The organism is Mesorhizobium sp. M0910, from assembly GCF_040319465.1.
In the GTDB taxonomy this organism is placed as follows: domain Bacteria; phylum Pseudomonadota; class Alphaproteobacteria; order Rhizobiales; family Rhizobiaceae; genus Mesorhizobium.
Window position 1 is genome coordinate 129,439 of the sequence record NZ_JAMYNZ010000003.1, and the last position, 15,585, is coordinate 145,023.

At 63.5% G+C, this 15,585-nt stretch carries 12 protein-coding genes, 1 tRNA gene and 1 pseudogene; 6 read left to right on the top strand and 8 right to left on the bottom strand.

What is annotated here, in order from left to right:
* Positions 1 to 10: 10 nt before the first annotated feature.
* From NKH78_RS08280 to NKH78_RS08290, 3 genes are read left to right on the top strand one after another with little or no spacing between them, the layout of a single operon-like run.
* Positions 11 to 1,285: a tetratricopeptide repeat protein gene (locus NKH78_RS08280; protein ID WP_352777319.1), complete on the top strand. Its 1,275-nt coding sequence runs from the start codon at positions 11 to 13 to the stop codon at positions 1,283 to 1,285.
* Positions 1,286 to 1,296: 11 nt separating this feature from the next.
* Positions 1,297 to 2,109: a FecR family protein gene (locus NKH78_RS08285; RefSeq protein WP_352750934.1), complete on the top strand. Its 813-nt coding sequence runs from the start codon at positions 1,297 to 1,299 to the stop codon at positions 2,107 to 2,109.
* A gap of 15 nt (positions 2,110 to 2,124) precedes the next feature.
* Positions 2,125 to 4,149 carry a CHASE2 domain-containing protein gene (locus NKH78_RS08290; protein WP_352882632.1) on the top strand — a complete coding sequence of 675 codons (2,025 nt, stop codon included), beginning with the start codon at positions 2,125 to 2,127 and terminating at the stop codon, positions 4,147 to 4,149.
* Between the two features lie 88 nt (positions 4,150 to 4,237).
* Here NKH78_RS08290 and NKH78_RS08295 read toward each other — a convergent pair whose 3' ends face one another.
* From NKH78_RS08295 to NKH78_RS08305, 3 genes are read right to left on the bottom strand one after another with little or no spacing between them, the layout of a single operon-like run.
* Positions 4,238 to 5,029 (bottom strand): sugar isomerase domain-containing protein, encoded by a 792-nt coding sequence (locus tag NKH78_RS08295; protein WP_023678721.1) that lies wholly within the window; start codon positions 5,027 to 5,029, stop codon positions 4,238 to 4,240.
* 36 nt (positions 5,030 to 5,065) lie between these two features.
* Positions 5,066 to 5,836, bottom strand: a complete 771-nt coding sequence (locus NKH78_RS08300) for a GntR family transcriptional regulator (protein ID WP_254820103.1) — start codon at positions 5,834 to 5,836, stop codon at positions 5,066 to 5,068.
* The gene (locus NKH78_RS08305) at positions 5,833 to 6,708 is read right to left on the bottom strand and encodes an ROK family protein (RefSeq protein WP_352777314.1); all 876 of its coding nucleotides are present in this window, start codon (positions 6,706 to 6,708) and stop codon (positions 5,833 to 5,835) included. Before NKH78_RS08305 ends, NKH78_RS08300 begins: the two co-directional genes overlap by 4 nt.
* A gap of 445 nt (positions 6,709 to 7,153) precedes the next feature.
* On the opposite strand from NKH78_RS08305, the gene NKH78_RS08310 reads away from it, so the two are divergent.
* From NKH78_RS08310 to NKH78_RS08320, 3 genes are read left to right on the top strand one after another with little or no spacing between them, the layout of a single operon-like run.
* Positions 7,154 to 8,446 (top strand): ABC transporter substrate-binding protein, encoded by a 1,293-nt coding sequence (locus NKH78_RS08310; RefSeq protein ID WP_352701529.1) that lies wholly within the window; start codon positions 7,154 to 7,156, stop codon positions 8,444 to 8,446.
* A gap of 43 nt (positions 8,447 to 8,489) precedes the next feature.
* Positions 8,490 to 9,380 carry a carbohydrate ABC transporter permease gene (locus NKH78_RS08315; protein ID WP_352882635.1) on the top strand — a complete coding sequence of 297 codons (891 nt, stop codon included), beginning with the start codon at positions 8,490 to 8,492 and terminating at the stop codon, positions 9,378 to 9,380.
* Entirely contained in the window at positions 9,377 to 10,117 is a 741-nt protein-coding gene (locus NKH78_RS08320) for a carbohydrate ABC transporter permease (RefSeq protein WP_352882637.1), read from the top strand. Before NKH78_RS08315 ends, NKH78_RS08320 begins: the two co-directional genes overlap by 4 nt.
* A gap of 739 nt (positions 10,118 to 10,856) precedes the next feature.
* Here the strand turns inward: NKH78_RS08320 and NKH78_RS08325 are convergent.
* The 5 genes and pseudogenes from NKH78_RS08325 to selA form a co-directional block, all read right to left on the bottom strand.
* Positions 10,857 to 11,144 carry a hypothetical protein gene (locus NKH78_RS08325; RefSeq protein WP_352777306.1) on the bottom strand — a complete coding sequence of 96 codons (288 nt, stop codon included), beginning with the start codon at positions 11,142 to 11,144 and terminating at the stop codon, positions 10,857 to 10,859.
* A 183-nt stretch (positions 11,145 to 11,327) separates the two neighbouring features.
* Positions 11,328 to 11,423 (bottom strand) — tRNA-Sec (locus NKH78_RS08330).
* 123 nt (positions 11,424 to 11,546) lie between these two features.
* Positions 11,547 to 13,382, bottom strand: a pseudogene (gene selB / locus NKH78_RS08335) (selenocysteine-specific translation elongation factor); the annotation flags it as partial.
* Positions 13,379 to 14,170 (bottom strand): tetratricopeptide repeat protein, encoded by a 792-nt coding sequence (locus NKH78_RS08340; protein ID WP_352777303.1) that lies wholly within the window; start codon positions 14,168 to 14,170, stop codon positions 13,379 to 13,381. The pseudogene selB and the gene NKH78_RS08340, both read right to left, overlap by 4 nt.
* Entirely contained in the window at positions 14,157 to 15,578 is a 1,422-nt protein-coding gene (gene selA / locus NKH78_RS08345; RefSeq protein WP_352777301.1) for an L-seryl-tRNA(Sec) selenium transferase, read from the bottom strand. The genes NKH78_RS08340 and selA overlap by 14 nt, the downstream gene beginning before the upstream one ends.
* Positions 15,579 to 15,585 lie beyond the last annotated feature (7 nt).

The following is a 15,585-nucleotide window of genomic DNA, read 5'->3' on the forward strand; positions in this document are numbered from 1 at the left end:
GGTTCTCGGCATGCAATCTTCGTTTCGAACAATCGTCGGCTGCGCCGCGGCGCTGCTTTGTAGCAGCGCATTGCCGGCTGGCGCGCAGGGTCTTTTTTCGGCCTATGACGATGCGTTTTCAGCCCGCATCGCCAGTCCGGCCGACAACGGAACGCTCGCCCAGTTCGTCACGGTTGCCGTCAATGCAGGACAATACGATCAGGCGATCTCCTCAATCGAGCAGTATCTGATCAAATATCCCCGCGATGCGCGCGCCCGGCTGGCGGCCAGCCGGTTGTACTATCATGTCGGCTCCTATGAATTGGCCCGACGGCAGGTGCAGTACGGCATCGAGGTTGGGGGGCTGTCCGCGGCTGAGCAGCAGGAAGCTGCTCGCCTGCTTGCCCGCATCGAGCGCGCGTTGCGTGGCGTCACCTGGGAACTCGCCCTGACCGGCGGCGTGTTCAGCGCATTCACCGATTTTGAGCCGGGTGGGGCGCAGGACGAGGACAGCTTCGTCTCGCCCTATGGGCGGGCGGAAGGCTTTGTGCGATGGGACCTCGGCACGCCAAGCGCCGACGCCCTGGTCCTTTCGGGGTCGTTGACTGCGACACAGCGCTTTTTCACGGAAGACCTGTCGGTTCCGGGTAGCAAGGAGACTTTCGTCCACGGCAACGCCGCTATCACCTGGGACAAGGGGCTGCCCAATAGTGGGATCGATTCGCTGCGCCTGCTGCTTTCGGCGTTTACTTTTACAGATCGTTTCGACAGCGATATCCAAGAAACCGGCATCGGCCTCAGTGGACGCTTTCTTGTGCGCCCGACGGTCGAGACGACGCTTTTTGCAGGCGGCGGCTACATCGATCTAAGCGCCTCGCAAGGCATTTTCGCCGATAGCAGGGTTTTCTATGAGGCAGGCGGCAGCTACCGCTTCCGCAATGGCCAGGCGCTCGGACTGCGCTTTGTCGGGTCAAATGACTTCGCCTCCGGATCTGGCGAAATCGGCCACAGCTACACGGGCGAGATCCGCTATGGCGGCCTGTTGATGACCGTACCGGATCTTTTCGCATGGTCGCACCAGGTCGCGTTCTCGGCCGGCCACAGCAACACTCCCGATCTGTCCGTTGGCATCGGCACAAATATCAAGAGCGACTTCTGGCGCATTGCCTCGGAAAGCGATTTTCAGCTGACGGAGTCGCAGAAGATCAGCGTCGATCTCGCCTATCGCGAAACCAACTTCGACATCGCCAACCGCGACCGGAAATCGTTCGAAATGCTCATGAGCTACACGTTGACGCTCAATTGAAAGAGGCCGCGATGAGGACCCCGTACCGTCAGATCGCCATTTTTGTCGCCTGCCTTGCCTTCGCGGCACCATCCGCCGCTGAAACGATCGGGTCGATGACGGCCTACCAGACCAACATCGTCCGCAACAACGGCGGGACAATGAACGTCGGTGCCGGCGTGGAACTCGGCGATCAGTTGCGCAGCGATCCCACCGGTCTTGGAATGCTGGTGTTCCGGGACGAATCGAGCGCCAAGATTGGTCCGAACACCAGCCTGACGATCGATGAATTCGTCTACAATCCGGGCTCCGTATCTGGAAAAATCGACATCGGGATGAACAGCGGCCTGGCCCGTTTTTATGGCGGCCAGGTTTCGAAAGGCGGCGTCATGCAGGTTGCGACGCCGCATATGGTGCTCGGCGCCAGAGGCGGCATCATCGAAGTGCTGGTGGCAGCCGGCCAGACCGTCGGCATACTGCGCGCCGGCCGCATGACCTGCACGATCAATGGCAAACGGCTGGTCATCACAAACCCGGGCTACGCCTGCACATCGGACGATGGCAAGCTGCTGACCGGCTACGGCGGCATCGACACATTCCCGATATTGGACAGCATCGACCGGATAGCCGGCACCGGCCTGCCAGGCGCACCGGGTCCTGGACTGGATGTAAGCGCGATTTGTGCGTCGGCACTCGGCGGCTCGCTCAAAGTCTGCGAGTCCACCGACGGCGCATTACCGGGAGTGGTCATGGAGTTCCCCGACAGCCTAACGCCACCTGTGGGCGGCGGGGTGAAGGATGATGGCGAGTGTGAGGGTGAAGGTTGCTGCTACTACTGCAATTAGGCCTGGCCGCACGACATGAGCCTCTTGGTCGGTTGGCGCTGGGCTGATTGGCGGCAAGCTGGCAGGCGCAAAATATCCGGTCTTGCGGTCGTGCTCCTGCTGCTCGCTTGCCATTTGGCTTTCGACGGGCCGCTGTCGCGCCTCCGCGAACGCACATACGACTTCTACCAGTTTCTCGCCCCGCGCCAAGCGACGAGCAATCCTGTCGTGATCGTCTCGATAGACGACGCCAGCCTCAAGGCACATGGGCGATGGCCCTGGAACCGTGGCCTCCTGGCCGATCTGGTCGATGGCATCACCACATCCGGCGCCGCGGTGATCGGGCTTGCGCTGGTGCTGCCCGAGGCCGACACCTCGCCTGAGGGCATCGCCGGAGACAAGCGCCTGGCAGCGGCGCTGGCCAAAAACCGAACGGCGCTTGCCGTCAGCCTGGGCAACGAGGCGACAGTTTCAGAAGCAGAGCCCAAAGCCGGCTGGTCGATCGTCGGGCAGGTACCCGACACACTTCCCGGCTTCACCGGCCTGACCGGCTCGCTTGCCCAATTCTCGAACGCGGCCGCGGGCCTCGGCGTCATTCGCACCCTGCCAGATCCAGACGGCGTACTGCGCCATGTGCCGCTGCTTTGGCTTCGCAACACCGCTCAAGGCGTGCAGCTGTGGCCGTCCTTCGCACTCGAACTCCTGCGCCTTTATGCCGGACAGGACGGCTACATAGCCCGCCTGAATGCCGCCGGGTTCGACGCGCTCAGGATGGCCGGCGCCATCGTGCCGCTCGAGCCAGAGGGGACCATCCGCCTTTGGGAAACCAGCACCGATACGCCACGCATATCTGCCAGCACTATCCTTTCGGGCGACAGCGATCAGCGGCTGCGGGATGCCATTGTCATTGTGGATCTGTCGGCCGTGGGACTGACGCAGTACCTGCCCACCCCGACACGTCCAGCGCGACCAGGCGCGGACATCCACGCCGATGCAATCGGCCAGTTGCTTGCCGGGCGCTACCTGGCGGAGCCAATGCACGCGCGCACGGTGGAGCGGCTCTGGTTTGTCCTCACTGCCATCATGTTCATCGGGCTTTCCGGAATGCTCGCCGAACGTGTCGTGCTTGGTGCCCTGGCTCTCGCGCTGCTGGCCGTCACGCCGTTCGTGTTCGGTGCTCTCGAATATAATATGCAGGGTACACTCTATGACCCGCTGCAGCCGGCGCTTGCGACGATCCTGGTAGCCAGCTTCGAAGGCTATGTCCTCTACAGGCGCAGCGAGCAGCGCCGGTCCACCCTGGCACGGCAGTTCTCCCAGTATCTGTCGCCTTCCGTGGTGCAGCGCCTCGCAAGCTCGGACACCGAAGCCATCCTGTCCGGCGAGAAGCGCGAGATCACAATCCTGCTCAGCGACATACGCGGCTTCACGACGATGAGCGAACAACTCGATACCCAGGAAATCGCAAAGGTGGTCAACCACTTCCTCGGCATTGCGACCGATGAGATCCTCAAGCGCGACGGCACCATCGACAAATTTATGGGCGATGCCGTGCTGGCCTTCTGGAACGCGCCGCTTGATCAGCCGGATCATCGCGAGCGCGCGCTCGACGCGGGGCTAGCCCTGATAGAACGGGTAAAGCGCGAAGACGCTGCTTTCACCGCCGACGGCCACCCCTCTATCGCAATCGGCGTCGCCATCGAGACCGGCATCTGCTCGGTAGGCAATTTCGGCTCCGAGCGGCGCTTCGACTACACCGCGATCGGCTCGCCGGTGAACCGCACGGCACGGCTCGAATCGACGACCAAGAAGCTGCGCATCCCCCTGGTGCTTGGTCCCGGCTTTGCGAAGGGAGCATCGATGCCAGTCGTCCAGGCGGGCGCCTTTGAGCTCCAGGGTTTCAAGGGTGAGGTGCCGGTTTTCACCGTTCCGGAGCTGCACCATGATACGAGCCGCGAACAAGCGATTCAGAATGGCGGGCAATCTGGCGGCCCAGACCTGGTCGACGGTTCACCGCTGTCCCCAAAAACAGCTCCTCCTGATCCTGCACTCCGAAACTGATCGGCTCCAGCGGTGCGCGGGGGTGTCGCCGCCTCGTGACCTGACTACGCCCTTCGGAAGGCCTCGCAAATTTGCGTGCCCTCCCCGGTTATTCGCCGCGCATGGTCGCCTGGAAGGTGGGCAGGTGCTTCTTCTGCGCCTCGAGCATTTTCTCGCGATAGACGCCATAGATGACGTCGGTGTCGTGCAGTGTGACGCCGGCAATCGTCGGCGAGGCAAAAACCGGCAGCTCGATGCCGCGCTTCGAAAGCGCCTCGGCGGTGCGGGCGATCAACTCATGCGCCAGGATCATGGCAAGCACGGTCGACGAACCGGAGACCGGCCGGCTCCAGCCCTCGACCGGCACGATGGCATCCTCGATCGGCGAGCAGGTGTCGATGACAAGGTCGGCGGCATCGGCAAGCCGCTTGCCGGAAGAGTGCGTCGCCGGCTTGTCGAGATTGTTCTTGCTGGTCACCGCAACGACAAAGATGCCGCGTTTTTTCGCGTAAAGCGCGGTGTCGATGCCGGACGAATTGCGGCCGCTGTGGCCGAAGATGATGATCGAATCGCCTTTGTTGAGCGGCTGGTGATCTAGGAATTTCTCGGCGTATTTCTCGGTCCGCTCCAGCCACAGAAGTTCGCGCACGCCGCCGGCGCCGAGCACATTATGCCACATGACACGCGGGTCGGTCAGCGGATTGAAGCCGACATAGCTGCCGTAGCGCGGAAACACTTCCTGAACCGGCAACACCGAGTGGCCAGAGCCGTAGAGATGAACCAAGCCACCGCTCTCGAGTGTGTCGGCAAAGCGGCTGGCCGCCTCACCAAAAGCTTCGGCATTGGCTTTCGAGGCCTGTTCGATGAGGGCGGCAAGGCGAGGTATGTAAAGATCGGACACGTCGGTACTCCTGTTATGGGTCGGCTTGGGTATGGCTCAGCTTCTTGCGGTTGGCGCGGCGCGACCGGCACGCAGCGTCGAGCGGATTTCGTAGCGGTCGCCACGCATGACCGAGACGGTGAATTCGAACGGGCCGCGCTCGTCGGTGGTGATGCGCTCGACCACGAAAGCGGGACTCCCCGCGGGCAGATCGAGCAACTCGGCATCCGCCGCCCCGACCGCACCGACACGGTAGTTTTCGCGTGCCGCGACCGGCACGATGCCGTAATGGCGCTCCAGCGCTTCGTAGAGCGAGCCCTGCAGCAGGCCGGCATCGAGAAAGCCGGGCACGCGCGCGGCCGAGAGCTGCGCCGTCTGGATACCGATCGGCTCGTTGTTGCCGAGCCTGAGCCGGCGGACGCGCACCACCGGGTCGCCTTCCTCGATCTCCAGCGCTCCGGCCGCGGCGGCATTGGCGGTGGTCAGGCTGCAGTCGAGCAAGCGCGAGCCCGCGACCACGCCCATATTGCCCATTTCCTGCGTGAAGCTGGTCAGTTCGCGGGTGCCGGCGACCAGCGTGGTGGAGCGCACGAAGGTGCCACGGCCATGTTCGCGCCTGAGCAGCCCGTGCTCCTCCAGATTGCGCAGCGCGTGGCGCAGCGTGATGCGGCTCACCCCGAACAGGGCGCACAGTCTGTCTTCGGCCGGAATCTGGTCGCCGGTCGCCCACTCGCCACTCTTGACGATGGCGCGGATGGCCTCTTCCACCTGATACCAGAGCGGCTCGGGCCTTTTGCGGTCCGGTTGCTGAAAGCTCGGCTCGCTCATCTTATCTGCCTCCACTGTGCTCCGGCGAGACCGGCCAGCGAGGCGCCGACGAGACCGGCGCGGGAACCGAATTCGCCGGACCGCAGAACGACGCCGCGCAGATGCGGCGGCAGCTGACGCCGCAATGCCGCAAGCAGCGGCGGCCCTACCACGTCCAGCGCATCGGCAAGGCCGCCGGAAATCAGGACTGCCTGGGGATCGAGCAGCGCGACCGCACTCGCAAGGGCGGTGCCCAGCCGGCGCGCCGGCAACTCCAATGCGTCAAGGGCGGCCGTCTTGCCGGCCCGGGCGGCCTCGACCAGCCTGCCGCCATTGGCCAGCCCGATCTGGCGCGCCGCGGCGTCGAACGCCCGCCCGGAAGCGAAGCGCTCCAGCCAGCCGCTGCGGTCCTCGCCTTCATCCTCGATGTCGGCGCAGGCCCAGCCGAATGAGCAGGCGCCGCCACGTGCGCCGGCGACGATGCGATTATTGGCCAGAACGGCGGAGCCGATGCCGGTGCCGATTGCCAGCAGGATGGCATCGGACAGGCCCTTTGCAGCACCTTCGACCGCTTCGGCCAGCATGGCCATCTGTGCGTCATTGCCAACGGACAAGCGCAGACGAGGAAACAACGCCGCGATGTCGACACCGTCGAGATAGGACAGGTTCGGAACCCAGTGACAGACCGAGCCTTCGACAAGCCCCGGCACCGCCAGGCCAAGGGCGTCGACCGGACCGGCCTCGGCGCGCAACGCGCCGATACGGGCGACGAAGGCATCAAGGCTTGCCGGCGCAGGCTCGCGGCTGAGCATCTCCAGCCAGCGAACATCGCCGGTATGGATTGCGGCGCGCAAATTGGTGCCGCCAAGATCGATGGCCAGAACGCGTGTCATCGAGAGCGGCTCCGATTGGCAGCCGCCCGGTCCTCGGCGCGCCAGTTCCTCACGGTGTCGTCGGCTCTGGTCGGCAGTGCGATACAGACCCCGGTGCACGCGACGGCGAAGCCGCCGATCAGGCTGGGCGCAGCGCGTCGATGAACCATGATCCGTCTCTCATTCGACATCGGCTTCCTTTGCGGCGGGGTAAGTGTCATTATAACGACATGACTTTGTTCGCAAGAGCTCTTGCGGCACGTTTGGGCATTTCCGGCAGTGATAAACAACCCTAGCTATCGCAGCTAATTATCTGTTTTCAATGACATATCTCTCCCTCACAGGCCAGATAAGAAATCTCCCACGGCGCCGGCCAGGAACTCTCCGCGAAGATAGCCCTTGCATCGTTGCTTCAAGTTGTCATAACGTCGTTCATATCGCTGTGCGCCTACGCGGAGGATCCCGGATGTCTTTGGCTTGGATTTCGAAACTGGCATTGGCTGCAGGGCTACTAGCCTCGCCCACCGCTGGATGGGCGCAATCGGTCAGCATCTCCTATCTGACCCACTGGTCGCCCGAAACGGTCGCTTTGCTGGACGCCGCGGCCAAGGACTACGCCAAGAGCAATCCGGATGTGACCGTCACCATCCGCGCCGTCCCCTTCGGCGACCTCCTGACGACACTGCGTTCCCAGGGCGGCAGTTCCGATGGGCCGACGATCGGCGGCATCTACGATTTGTGGCTGCCCGAACTGGCGCGAGACAAGCTGGTCGCGCCGGCCCCCGATACGGTTGCCGGCGAGGTCAAGAGTGCGTGGCCGGCCGGTGTCGTCAGTGCGGCCTCTGTCGGCGGCACGCTCTACGGCATTCCAAACGAGATCGACGTCTATGCGTTGAACTACAACAAGGAGCTGTTTAAGCAGGCCGGCATTACGGCCGCACCGAAGACCTGGTCCGAATTGAAGGATGCCGCCCAGAAGCTGACCCGGAAAGACGCCGGCCAGCAAGGTTTCGGCATGATCAACTCCTGGGCGGCTGGCGTCGTCCACCCGTTCGCCTCGCTGCTGGTCTCCAATGGCGGCGAGCTGGTCAAGGACGGCAAACCGATGCTCAACAGTCCTCAAGCCGGCGAGACTTTCCAGCTCTACGAGGATCTGATCAAGTCGGGCGCCAGCGATCCGGCGATGGCCACCGCCGACGCCAACACCACCGGCCCCTTCCTAGACAATTTCGTCTCCGGCAAGACCGGCATGATCATCATGGCCAACTGGTGGGAAAGCGCATTGAAGAGCGGCATGGGCGACAAGTTCTCCAATATCGCCACCGCACCCATCCCGGTCGGCCCGAGCGGCGACAAACCGCACTCGATCTCTTATTCGTGGATGACCGTCGTCAACGCCAATGCCGGTCAGGCCGAGCAAAAAGCGGCATGGGATTTCCTGGCATGGCTGAACAGTCCGAAGTCCGGCAAGAACGGCGCCTCGGCAATGTCGGATATTCTGATGTCGATGGGCATCCTGCCGACGCGGACCTCCGACATCGAAGCCCACAAGGACAAGCTCGGTTCCGAGTTCCTGTCCGGCTATGTCAGCGTGCTTGCCGACGCCAAGCCCTTCCCTGTCGTCCCGGGAGGGCAGGAGTTCAGCGAATCGCTCCAGCAGACGCTCGAGGCGTTGCAGTATGGGCAGCTCTCGGCCAAGGATGCGCAGGCGAACGCGCAGGCCGATGCCGTCTCGATCCTGGAGCGTGCCGCCAAATAGCGAAGGCGCCGTTTCGTGAGCCCGACGCTTTGGAAGCAGAGCGATGATCAAGACCTATCGTGCCTCGGCGGGCATCATGCTGGCGCCCGCCGTGACATTGATCGGCGTTTTCATCCTGCTGCCGATGCTGCTCACCATCTGGCTGTCATTCCAGGACTGGTCGACGCAAACACCTTTTTCCAGTGCGAGCTTCATCGGCTTCGACAATTTTCGCGAAATATTCGGACCGACCTCGGTCGGGCGGGATTTCAAGCGAGCACTGCTCAACACGGCGATCTACACGGCATTGTCGATGATGCTCATCCTGCCCCTTTCGGTAGTGTTCGGCTTGTTGGTCCACCAGAGCGATGTCGCAGGCGGCGCGGCGCTGCGGACCGTGTTGTTTTCCACCTACATGGTGCCGATGATCGCCGTGACGCTGGTCTGGTCGAAGCTTTATTCGCCGAGCGAAGGGCCCCTCAACCAGATACTCGGCCTGGCCGGTATCGGCCCGCAACCGTGGCTGTCCTCGCCAAGATCGGCGTTGATCTCGATCGTCGTGCTCAATGTCTGGCAGCAGATCGGCTATTTTACGGTGCTGGCGGTTGCCGGGCTGACCCAGATCCCGGGCAGTCTTTATGAGGCGGCGACTCTGGACGGCGCCAACCGGCGCGAACAGTTCCGCTTCATCACCTTGCCACTACTGCGGCGCACGCTTCTGTTCAGCGCCGTCATCGCCATCATCAACGCCGTGCAGGTATTCGAGCCGGTCGCGCTGATCACCCAAGGCGGGCCGGTCGGCTCGACCAACGTGCTGACCTATCACATCCGCCGTGTCGGCATCGAGCGCGCGCAAGGCGGATTGGGCTCGGCCATGGCGGTGATGCTGATGTTGGCGCTGATCGTCGTTGTGTGCGCGCTGTTTGCATTTGCCAACCGGAAGGATGACCAATGAGCGCGCGGGGCCGCTCAGGATCGAGCCTGTGGGCGCGCAAACGCCTGGCGGGCCGCAGAGCCCTGCTCGCCACGCTGATGCTGCTGGTTGCCGTGGCCTCCGCCTTCCCGCTCTTGTGGATGGTACTCTCCAGCCTGAAGACGCCGGCCGAAACCATGCAGGTGCCGCCGGTGTGGATACCGCGCACGCCGAGCCTCGAAGCCTATGAGAAAGTCTCCGGCGTCATCAATGTCGGCCGCTCGATGTGGAATTCGCTGGTGATCGCCTCGATCACCACCGCAGGCATTCTGGTCACCAGCATGATGGCTGGCTACGCCTTCGCCAAGCACCACTTTCCCGGTCGCTCGCTGCTGTTTTCCGTGCTGATCGCCACCATGTTTCTGCCGCCGATCGTCACGCTGATCCCGTTGTACCGGCTCGTCGGATCGATCGGCCTGAATGCCAGCCTTGCCGGCATCATCGTGCCCAACCTCGCCAATGCCTTCGGCATCTTTCTGATGCGCCAGTTCATCGCCGGCGTGCCGGACGATTTGATCGACGCGGCACGGATGGATGGGGCGTCGGAACTTGTGATCCTGTTCAAGATCGTCGCGCCGAGCGTGGCGCCCGCGATCGCAGCATTGGCGCTGTTTGCCTTCGTCTATCATTGGAACAGCTATCTCTGGCCGCTGACGGTTCTACAGGGTAATGCACACGACTATCCGATCGTCATCAGCCTCAGCCGCCTGCTCAGCTAAAACAGAGGCGCCCTCAATACTGGACTGGTGATGGCCGGCGCCACACTTGCTGTGCTGCCTCCATTGGTGCTGTTCGTTTTCCTGCAGCGCTTCTTCGTGGATTCGATCGTCGGTTCGGCGATCAAGGGATAGCGTCGGCGGCACTGCCGGCATCCGCCCGGCTGTCATTGGGACGCGCTGGTGAGCATAACGGAGCTACGCTGATAGCCGCGTTCTGAAGCTATCTGTTTATCGGCGAATCCGACGCGAATTCCCCCGCTGCCTACCTTTATCCAGCGCAGCCCCCTCAAGGGGTTCTGTGAGGATATTGGTTATGCTTCTATATATGTAACTGTGCTCATCACCCAAGGAGCGGGATATTGCCACTTGCTACAACCACTTCGTTAGGTGGCGTCGGGCTGGTGTCTGGGGCCGTATCATAGACGCGCTTGCCGCTGGGCGGTCCGGCGGCGGCGGTATCGCTCGCCCTGGCTTCGGGTAGAGGCTTCGATCTGACCATGCAGTACGCCGCTCTCATGCTGATATAGCTGGAAGCGGCCGATGTCCTTCGCCACCGGCATGGCCGTTTGGCCACGCGACCGCACTACGCCGCGTCTGTCATGGGAGTGAACGCCTTCCGGCATCCGCGCCCAAAGCAGTTGCTTACGGCGGTGGCCGAGGCGCCAGTTACCGTATCTTGTCGGTAAAGCGACGTTGCGCTCTCTGCTTCCACATCCGGGTATGCCGAAAAGTCCGTCGGTCAAAAGTCGACCAGCGGCGTGTCAACGATCTGGTGCTCGAACAGCGCCCAGAACGGCGATCCCTGGGATTCGGAGTACCAATGCTCAAAAATCGCAAGGGCCTCGCCGATATTGGTGGCGGGTTCGACGTCGGGCAACTTCGCGGCCTGGAACAACGCAAGCGCAACCGGGCCAAAATGCGTGATCGCTTCCGTGCGCGCCTCGCTGTCCGCATTCCAGCCGAGCCGCAAGCGCAAGACGGCCAAAGCGCTGGCCACAGCGATCTCCTCACTTTCGGCCGAGGCCACGGCGTCGGAGATATCCTGCATGAGGTTGAGCCGCCTGAAGGCGAAAGCGCGCTCCTGTTCCAGAACCGCGATCTGATTGGCCGCTTGTCGCCTGAAGCTTGCCTCGGTTGTCCTGGCGGTCTCAGCCGTCGTTTTCAGGTCATTCAGAAAGGAAGCCGTCGGGTTCATCTTGGCTCACTAGGATGGCGGAAGAGAGTGGGAGTCGAACCCACCAGAGACCGACTCGCGGCCCCTCCCGGATTTGAAGTCCGGACGCCCCACCGGGGACGATGCTCCTCCAGAAATTTGCGCCATCGGCGGCTCACCCTCGCCTGTCAGGCGGAACAGGTCCAGCCTGCGCCTGTTCAGACGGCGCAAGTCTCCCTGCCGCAGCGTCACGCCGTGCCGATCGAGAAATTCGAGGATATGGATGGCGACCTTGCGTCCGCTGCCCACGCGATCGCGAAATTGAGCAGCGGTGAACTGCCCTGTGGGCATCGACGCAGCGAGGTCGCGCGCGATCTCGACGATTTGCGCCAATGCCTCGCGCTGGAAGAAGTCGTCATGAGCGACCTCGTGGACCTTCCCCATGCGGCCGGCAAGCTTCAGAAGCCGGCGGATTTCGGTGTCCGGCGAGCCCAGCACCTCGGCAATATCCCACACCCTCGGCGGATGGAATCGTTCGGGTCCGCCAATGAGAGGCTGGATCTGTAGCCAGAGATTTTCATCCTTTGCCGTCAAGTGCGCCTCATGACCGGGTAGTCGCACCCAGGCGCCGTCCAAGGCAACTTCTCCAGCGTGCGAAAGGCTCCGCAGAACTGCTATGAAAGAGGAGGCCGGCAGACGTGGATCAAGCCCAATACGCAGTCTCTCCATTCCTACGCCGGGCAAATCCGGATTGTCGGCATGGAAGGTCCCCAGGGTCGCGGCCAAGTCGCGCTTAAATCGCAACCAGCGCTCCGGCGACAGCACGAGAAGCATTTCTCCAACGGTAAAACGGACAAGCCCGAGTTGATCGATCAGGCCTTCCGTCTCGCAGTCACTAAGCGCCCTGTCGCGCGCAAAAGCCTTCAGGTCGAAATAGTGGGGCGGCGCATCAAGGAGTGCGGCGGCGGCCAGTTCGGGCGCCAATAGCGCATGGGCATCGAGTTGGATCAGCCGTTCCGGCGCGCGGCGTTTGCGGCTGGGCGCCCGCAGATCGAGAAAATGTCCGCCGCCGATGGTTCGCTGCGCGGAGGTGTCCCGCACCACGTAAACGTCGCCGGCAGCGGCCGCGATCGGACTGTCCAGCACCAATTGAACATTGGCCGTGCCGCCAGGCCCGATCGGTTCGTCTCCGAGGAGTACGATGCGTGCCCCGACCTCCGTCGCGGCATGGTGGAGCCGCACCGGAAACCATTGGCCGATCGGCTTGCGTTCCCCCGGCAGAACGCGAAGGCTTGCGTCGATCCGGCCCGACGGCGCGTGAAGCTCCGGATCGACAATCACGTCGCCGCGCCGGATCGCCTCCTTGAAAACCCTTTCGCCGGTCAGATTGAGCGCACACCGGTCTCCCACCCGACTACGTTCGGCCGGCCGGTTCTGGGCGTGGATCGATCGAACTCGCGCAAGCAATCCCGAGGGGCTTACGACCACGTTGTCCCCAATACCGAGAGAACCCGAAAGCACGGTGCCCGTCACGACGGTGCCCACGCCGCGCAGCGTGAACGAGCGGTCCACCGGTAATCGAAAACGGCCCGAATCTGTACGCCGGGCAAGATGCGACGCCTCCTCGAACAAGAGATACCTGAGTTCATCGATACCTTCGCCCGTAAGGACCGAGACGGGAATCAGGTGGGCCTCGGCAAGCATCGTCCCGGCAAGCACCGAGCGGATATCGTTCGCCACCGCAGTGCGGCGCTCGGGACCGGCCAGATCGCATTTCGTGAGCAGGACGGCGCCGCGCTTGACACCGAGCAGATCGATGATGGCGAGATGCTCCCGAGTTTGCGGCATGACGCCGTCATCGGCGGCCACCACCAGCAACACGAAGTCGATGCCGCTGGCGCCGGCGAGCATCGTGTGTACGAAACGCTCGTGCCCGGGAACATCGACGAAACCGATGCTATCCCCACCCGGCACCGGCAAATAGGCGAAGCCGAGATCGATCGTCATGCCGCGTGTCTTTTCCTCCTGCAAACGATCGGTGTCGATACCGGTCAGCGCATACACCAGCGCAGTTTTGCCATGGTCGACATGTCCCGCCGTGCCAACGATCATGATGATGCGGCCTCCGGCCACGGCGCGGCGGCGCGACGCTCGGCCTCGGCGGCATCGCCCGCGCTCAATTCGGCCCGCACCGCAGCCAGATAGCGGCCGGCAAGGGCGCTGCCGCCTGCCTGGGCACGCAGGAGCCAAACCAGCGCCTCGACCGCGTCAGCCGGCACGCCCGTGCCAAGATGGCAGGCGGCACCGAGCATTGCCTGCCCTTCCGCGTCTCCTCGCATGGCAGCACGGCGCCACCAGCGGACAGCCTCGTGGGGATCGCGCGGCACGCCGAGCGCATTGTGATAAAGCATGCCGATCCGGGTCATCGCGGATGCGATGCCTTGATCGGCCGCGGCAAGCGCCCAGCGTCGCGCCTCGCCGACATCGGGAAGCATCACTTCGCCCTCCAGCAGCATCCAGCTCAGCATATCCTGCGCCGGTCCGTCGCCAGTTTCCGCTGCGGCCCGATAGAGCTCGGCCGCCCGGCGAAAGTCCTGCTCGACGCCTTCGCCGCGGAAATAAAGCGACGCCAAATTTCTTTGCCCGACAGGATCCCCTGCCTCGGCGGCGAGCGCCAGCCAGCGAAAGGCCATTTCCGCATCACGCTTGACGCCGAGCCCTTCGGCGAAGCAGGCGCCGATATTGTTCTGAGCGCGGGCAACGCCCCGGTGAGCGAGCGGCTCCCATATGGAGAGAGCCACGGCATGGTCGCCTCGCCGCGCGGCTTCGAGGGCCTCGGTCATGCGTGCGGCCACAGGCGTCTCGGCTGGGCGGCGCGCAAGGCGATCAAGCCAGCGCATCGGTTCCTCCCGGATTTAAGCCGGCAAGATTGGCGATGAAGTTCGCCTCGTCTTCCAGACAGCGCAAATCGAGCACGAGCGCCTGGTTTTCGATGCGCCCGATCACGGGGACGCCCAGCCCACGCAGCGCAGCCGCAAGCGCTTCGAGCGCCCGGCCGCTCCCTGAGCGCGGCTTGAGTGCAAGCCCGGCGCTTGGCACAGTTTCGAGCGGCAGCGCGCCGGATCCGACTTGGCTCCGGCACTCCACCGTGTCGACCGCAAAGGCTTCGCCCACGGCGTCAGCAACCAGGGGAGCAAGGCGCTTTGCCTGCGCTGCAATCTCCCTCACCGAGCGCGAGAGCAGCCTTAGCGTCGGCAGGCGCTCGGCCAAGCGGTCTGGGTCGCGGTAGAGCTTCAACGTCGCTTCGAGCGCGGCCAAACGAAGCTTGTCGACCCTGAGCGCCCGCTTCATCGGGTTGCGGCGGATCGCTGCGAGCAGGTCCCTGCAGCCGACGATGAAACCCGCCTGCGGACCGCCGAGCAGCTTGTCGCCGGAGAATGTGACGAGATCGGCGCCGTCGGCGACCGCCTCGCGCACGGTCGGCTCGCGCCGAAGGCCGTAGCGGGCTAGATCGACCAGCGTGCCCGAACCGAGATCATGGACCAGCGGTATTCCATGCACCTTGGCGATTGAAGCGAGCTCGGGTGCCCGGATCTCGGCCGTGAATCCTTCGACCCGGTAGTTCGATGTGTGCACCTTGAGGATGAGCCCGGTCTCCGGGCCGATCGCCGCGACATAGTCTTTGCGATGCGTGCGGTTGGTGGTGCCGACCTCGACAAGCCTGGCGCCGGCGCGCGTCATGATCTCGGGCATCCGGAAAGAGCCGCCGATCTCGATCAACTCGCCCCGCGAAACGATCGCTTCGCGACCGAGCGCCAGCGTGTTGAGGACGAGAAGAACGGCGGCCGCGTTGTTGTTGACGACGGTTGCATCCTCGGCTCCGGTCAGCTCGCAAACGAGCGATCGAAGATGATCGTCCCGTTCGCCGCGCCCGCCGTTCTCGACATCGAATTCGAGAGCCACCGCTTCGCTCATTGCCAGCCGAACAGCATCGACCGCCTCCTTCGCAAGGAGGGCACGTCCGAGATTGGTATGCAGCACCGTTCCGGTCAGGTTGAAAACGGGGCGCAGGGAAGGTCGTTCGCCATCCTTGAGCTGCAAGAGTGCGTCGCCGGCAAGATCGTTTGCCTCCGGCACGATCGCTCCAGCATTGCGGGAGGCCATTCGCGCATCGGCGACGGCTCGGCGAATGGCCTCCGTCGCGGCCTGCCGCCCGAAGCGCTCGATTGCGGCCACCGCCAGCGGGGTCCTCAGCACCTGGTCGACCGACGGAAGATTGCGTAAAGGGTTTGCGGATGAAGCGGTCATCGTATCG

Excerpts from the sequence above, each read along its gene's own strand:
- NKH78_RS08290 (WP_352882632.1), top strand. The coding sequence starts at position 2,125 with ATGAGCCTCTTGGTCGGTTGGCGCTGGGCTGATTGGCGGCAAGCTGGC.
- NKH78_RS08310 (WP_352701529.1), top strand. The coding sequence starts at position 7,154 with ATGTCTTTGGCTTGGATTTCGAAACTGGCATTGGCTGCAGGGCTACTA.
- selA (WP_352777301.1), bottom strand. The coding sequence starts at position 15,578 with ATGACCGCTTCATCCGCAAACCCTTTACGCAATCTTCCGTCGGTCGAC.
- NKH78_RS08320 (WP_352882637.1), top strand. The coding sequence starts at position 9,377 with ATGAGCGCGCGGGGCCGCTCAGGATCGAGCCTGTGGGCGCGCAAACGC.
- NKH78_RS08340 (WP_352777303.1), bottom strand. The coding sequence starts at position 14,170 with ATGCGCTGGCTTGATCGCCTTGCGCGCCGCCCAGCCGAGACGCCTGTG.
- NKH78_RS08300 (WP_254820103.1), bottom strand. The coding sequence starts at position 5,836 with ATGAGCGAGCCGAGCTTTCAGCAACCGGACCGCAAAAGGCCCGAGCCG.
- NKH78_RS08305 (WP_352777314.1), bottom strand. The coding sequence starts at position 6,708 with ATGACACGCGTTCTGGCCATCGATCTTGGCGGCACCAATTTGCGCGCC.
- NKH78_RS08280 (WP_352777319.1), top strand. The coding sequence starts at position 11 with ATGCAATCTTCGTTTCGAACAATCGTCGGCTGCGCCGCGGCGCTGCTT.
- NKH78_RS08315 (WP_352882635.1), top strand. The coding sequence starts at position 8,490 with ATGATCAAGACCTATCGTGCCTCGGCGGGCATCATGCTGGCGCCCGCC.
- NKH78_RS08285 (WP_352750934.1), top strand. The coding sequence starts at position 1,297 with ATGAGGACCCCGTACCGTCAGATCGCCATTTTTGTCGCCTGCCTTGCC.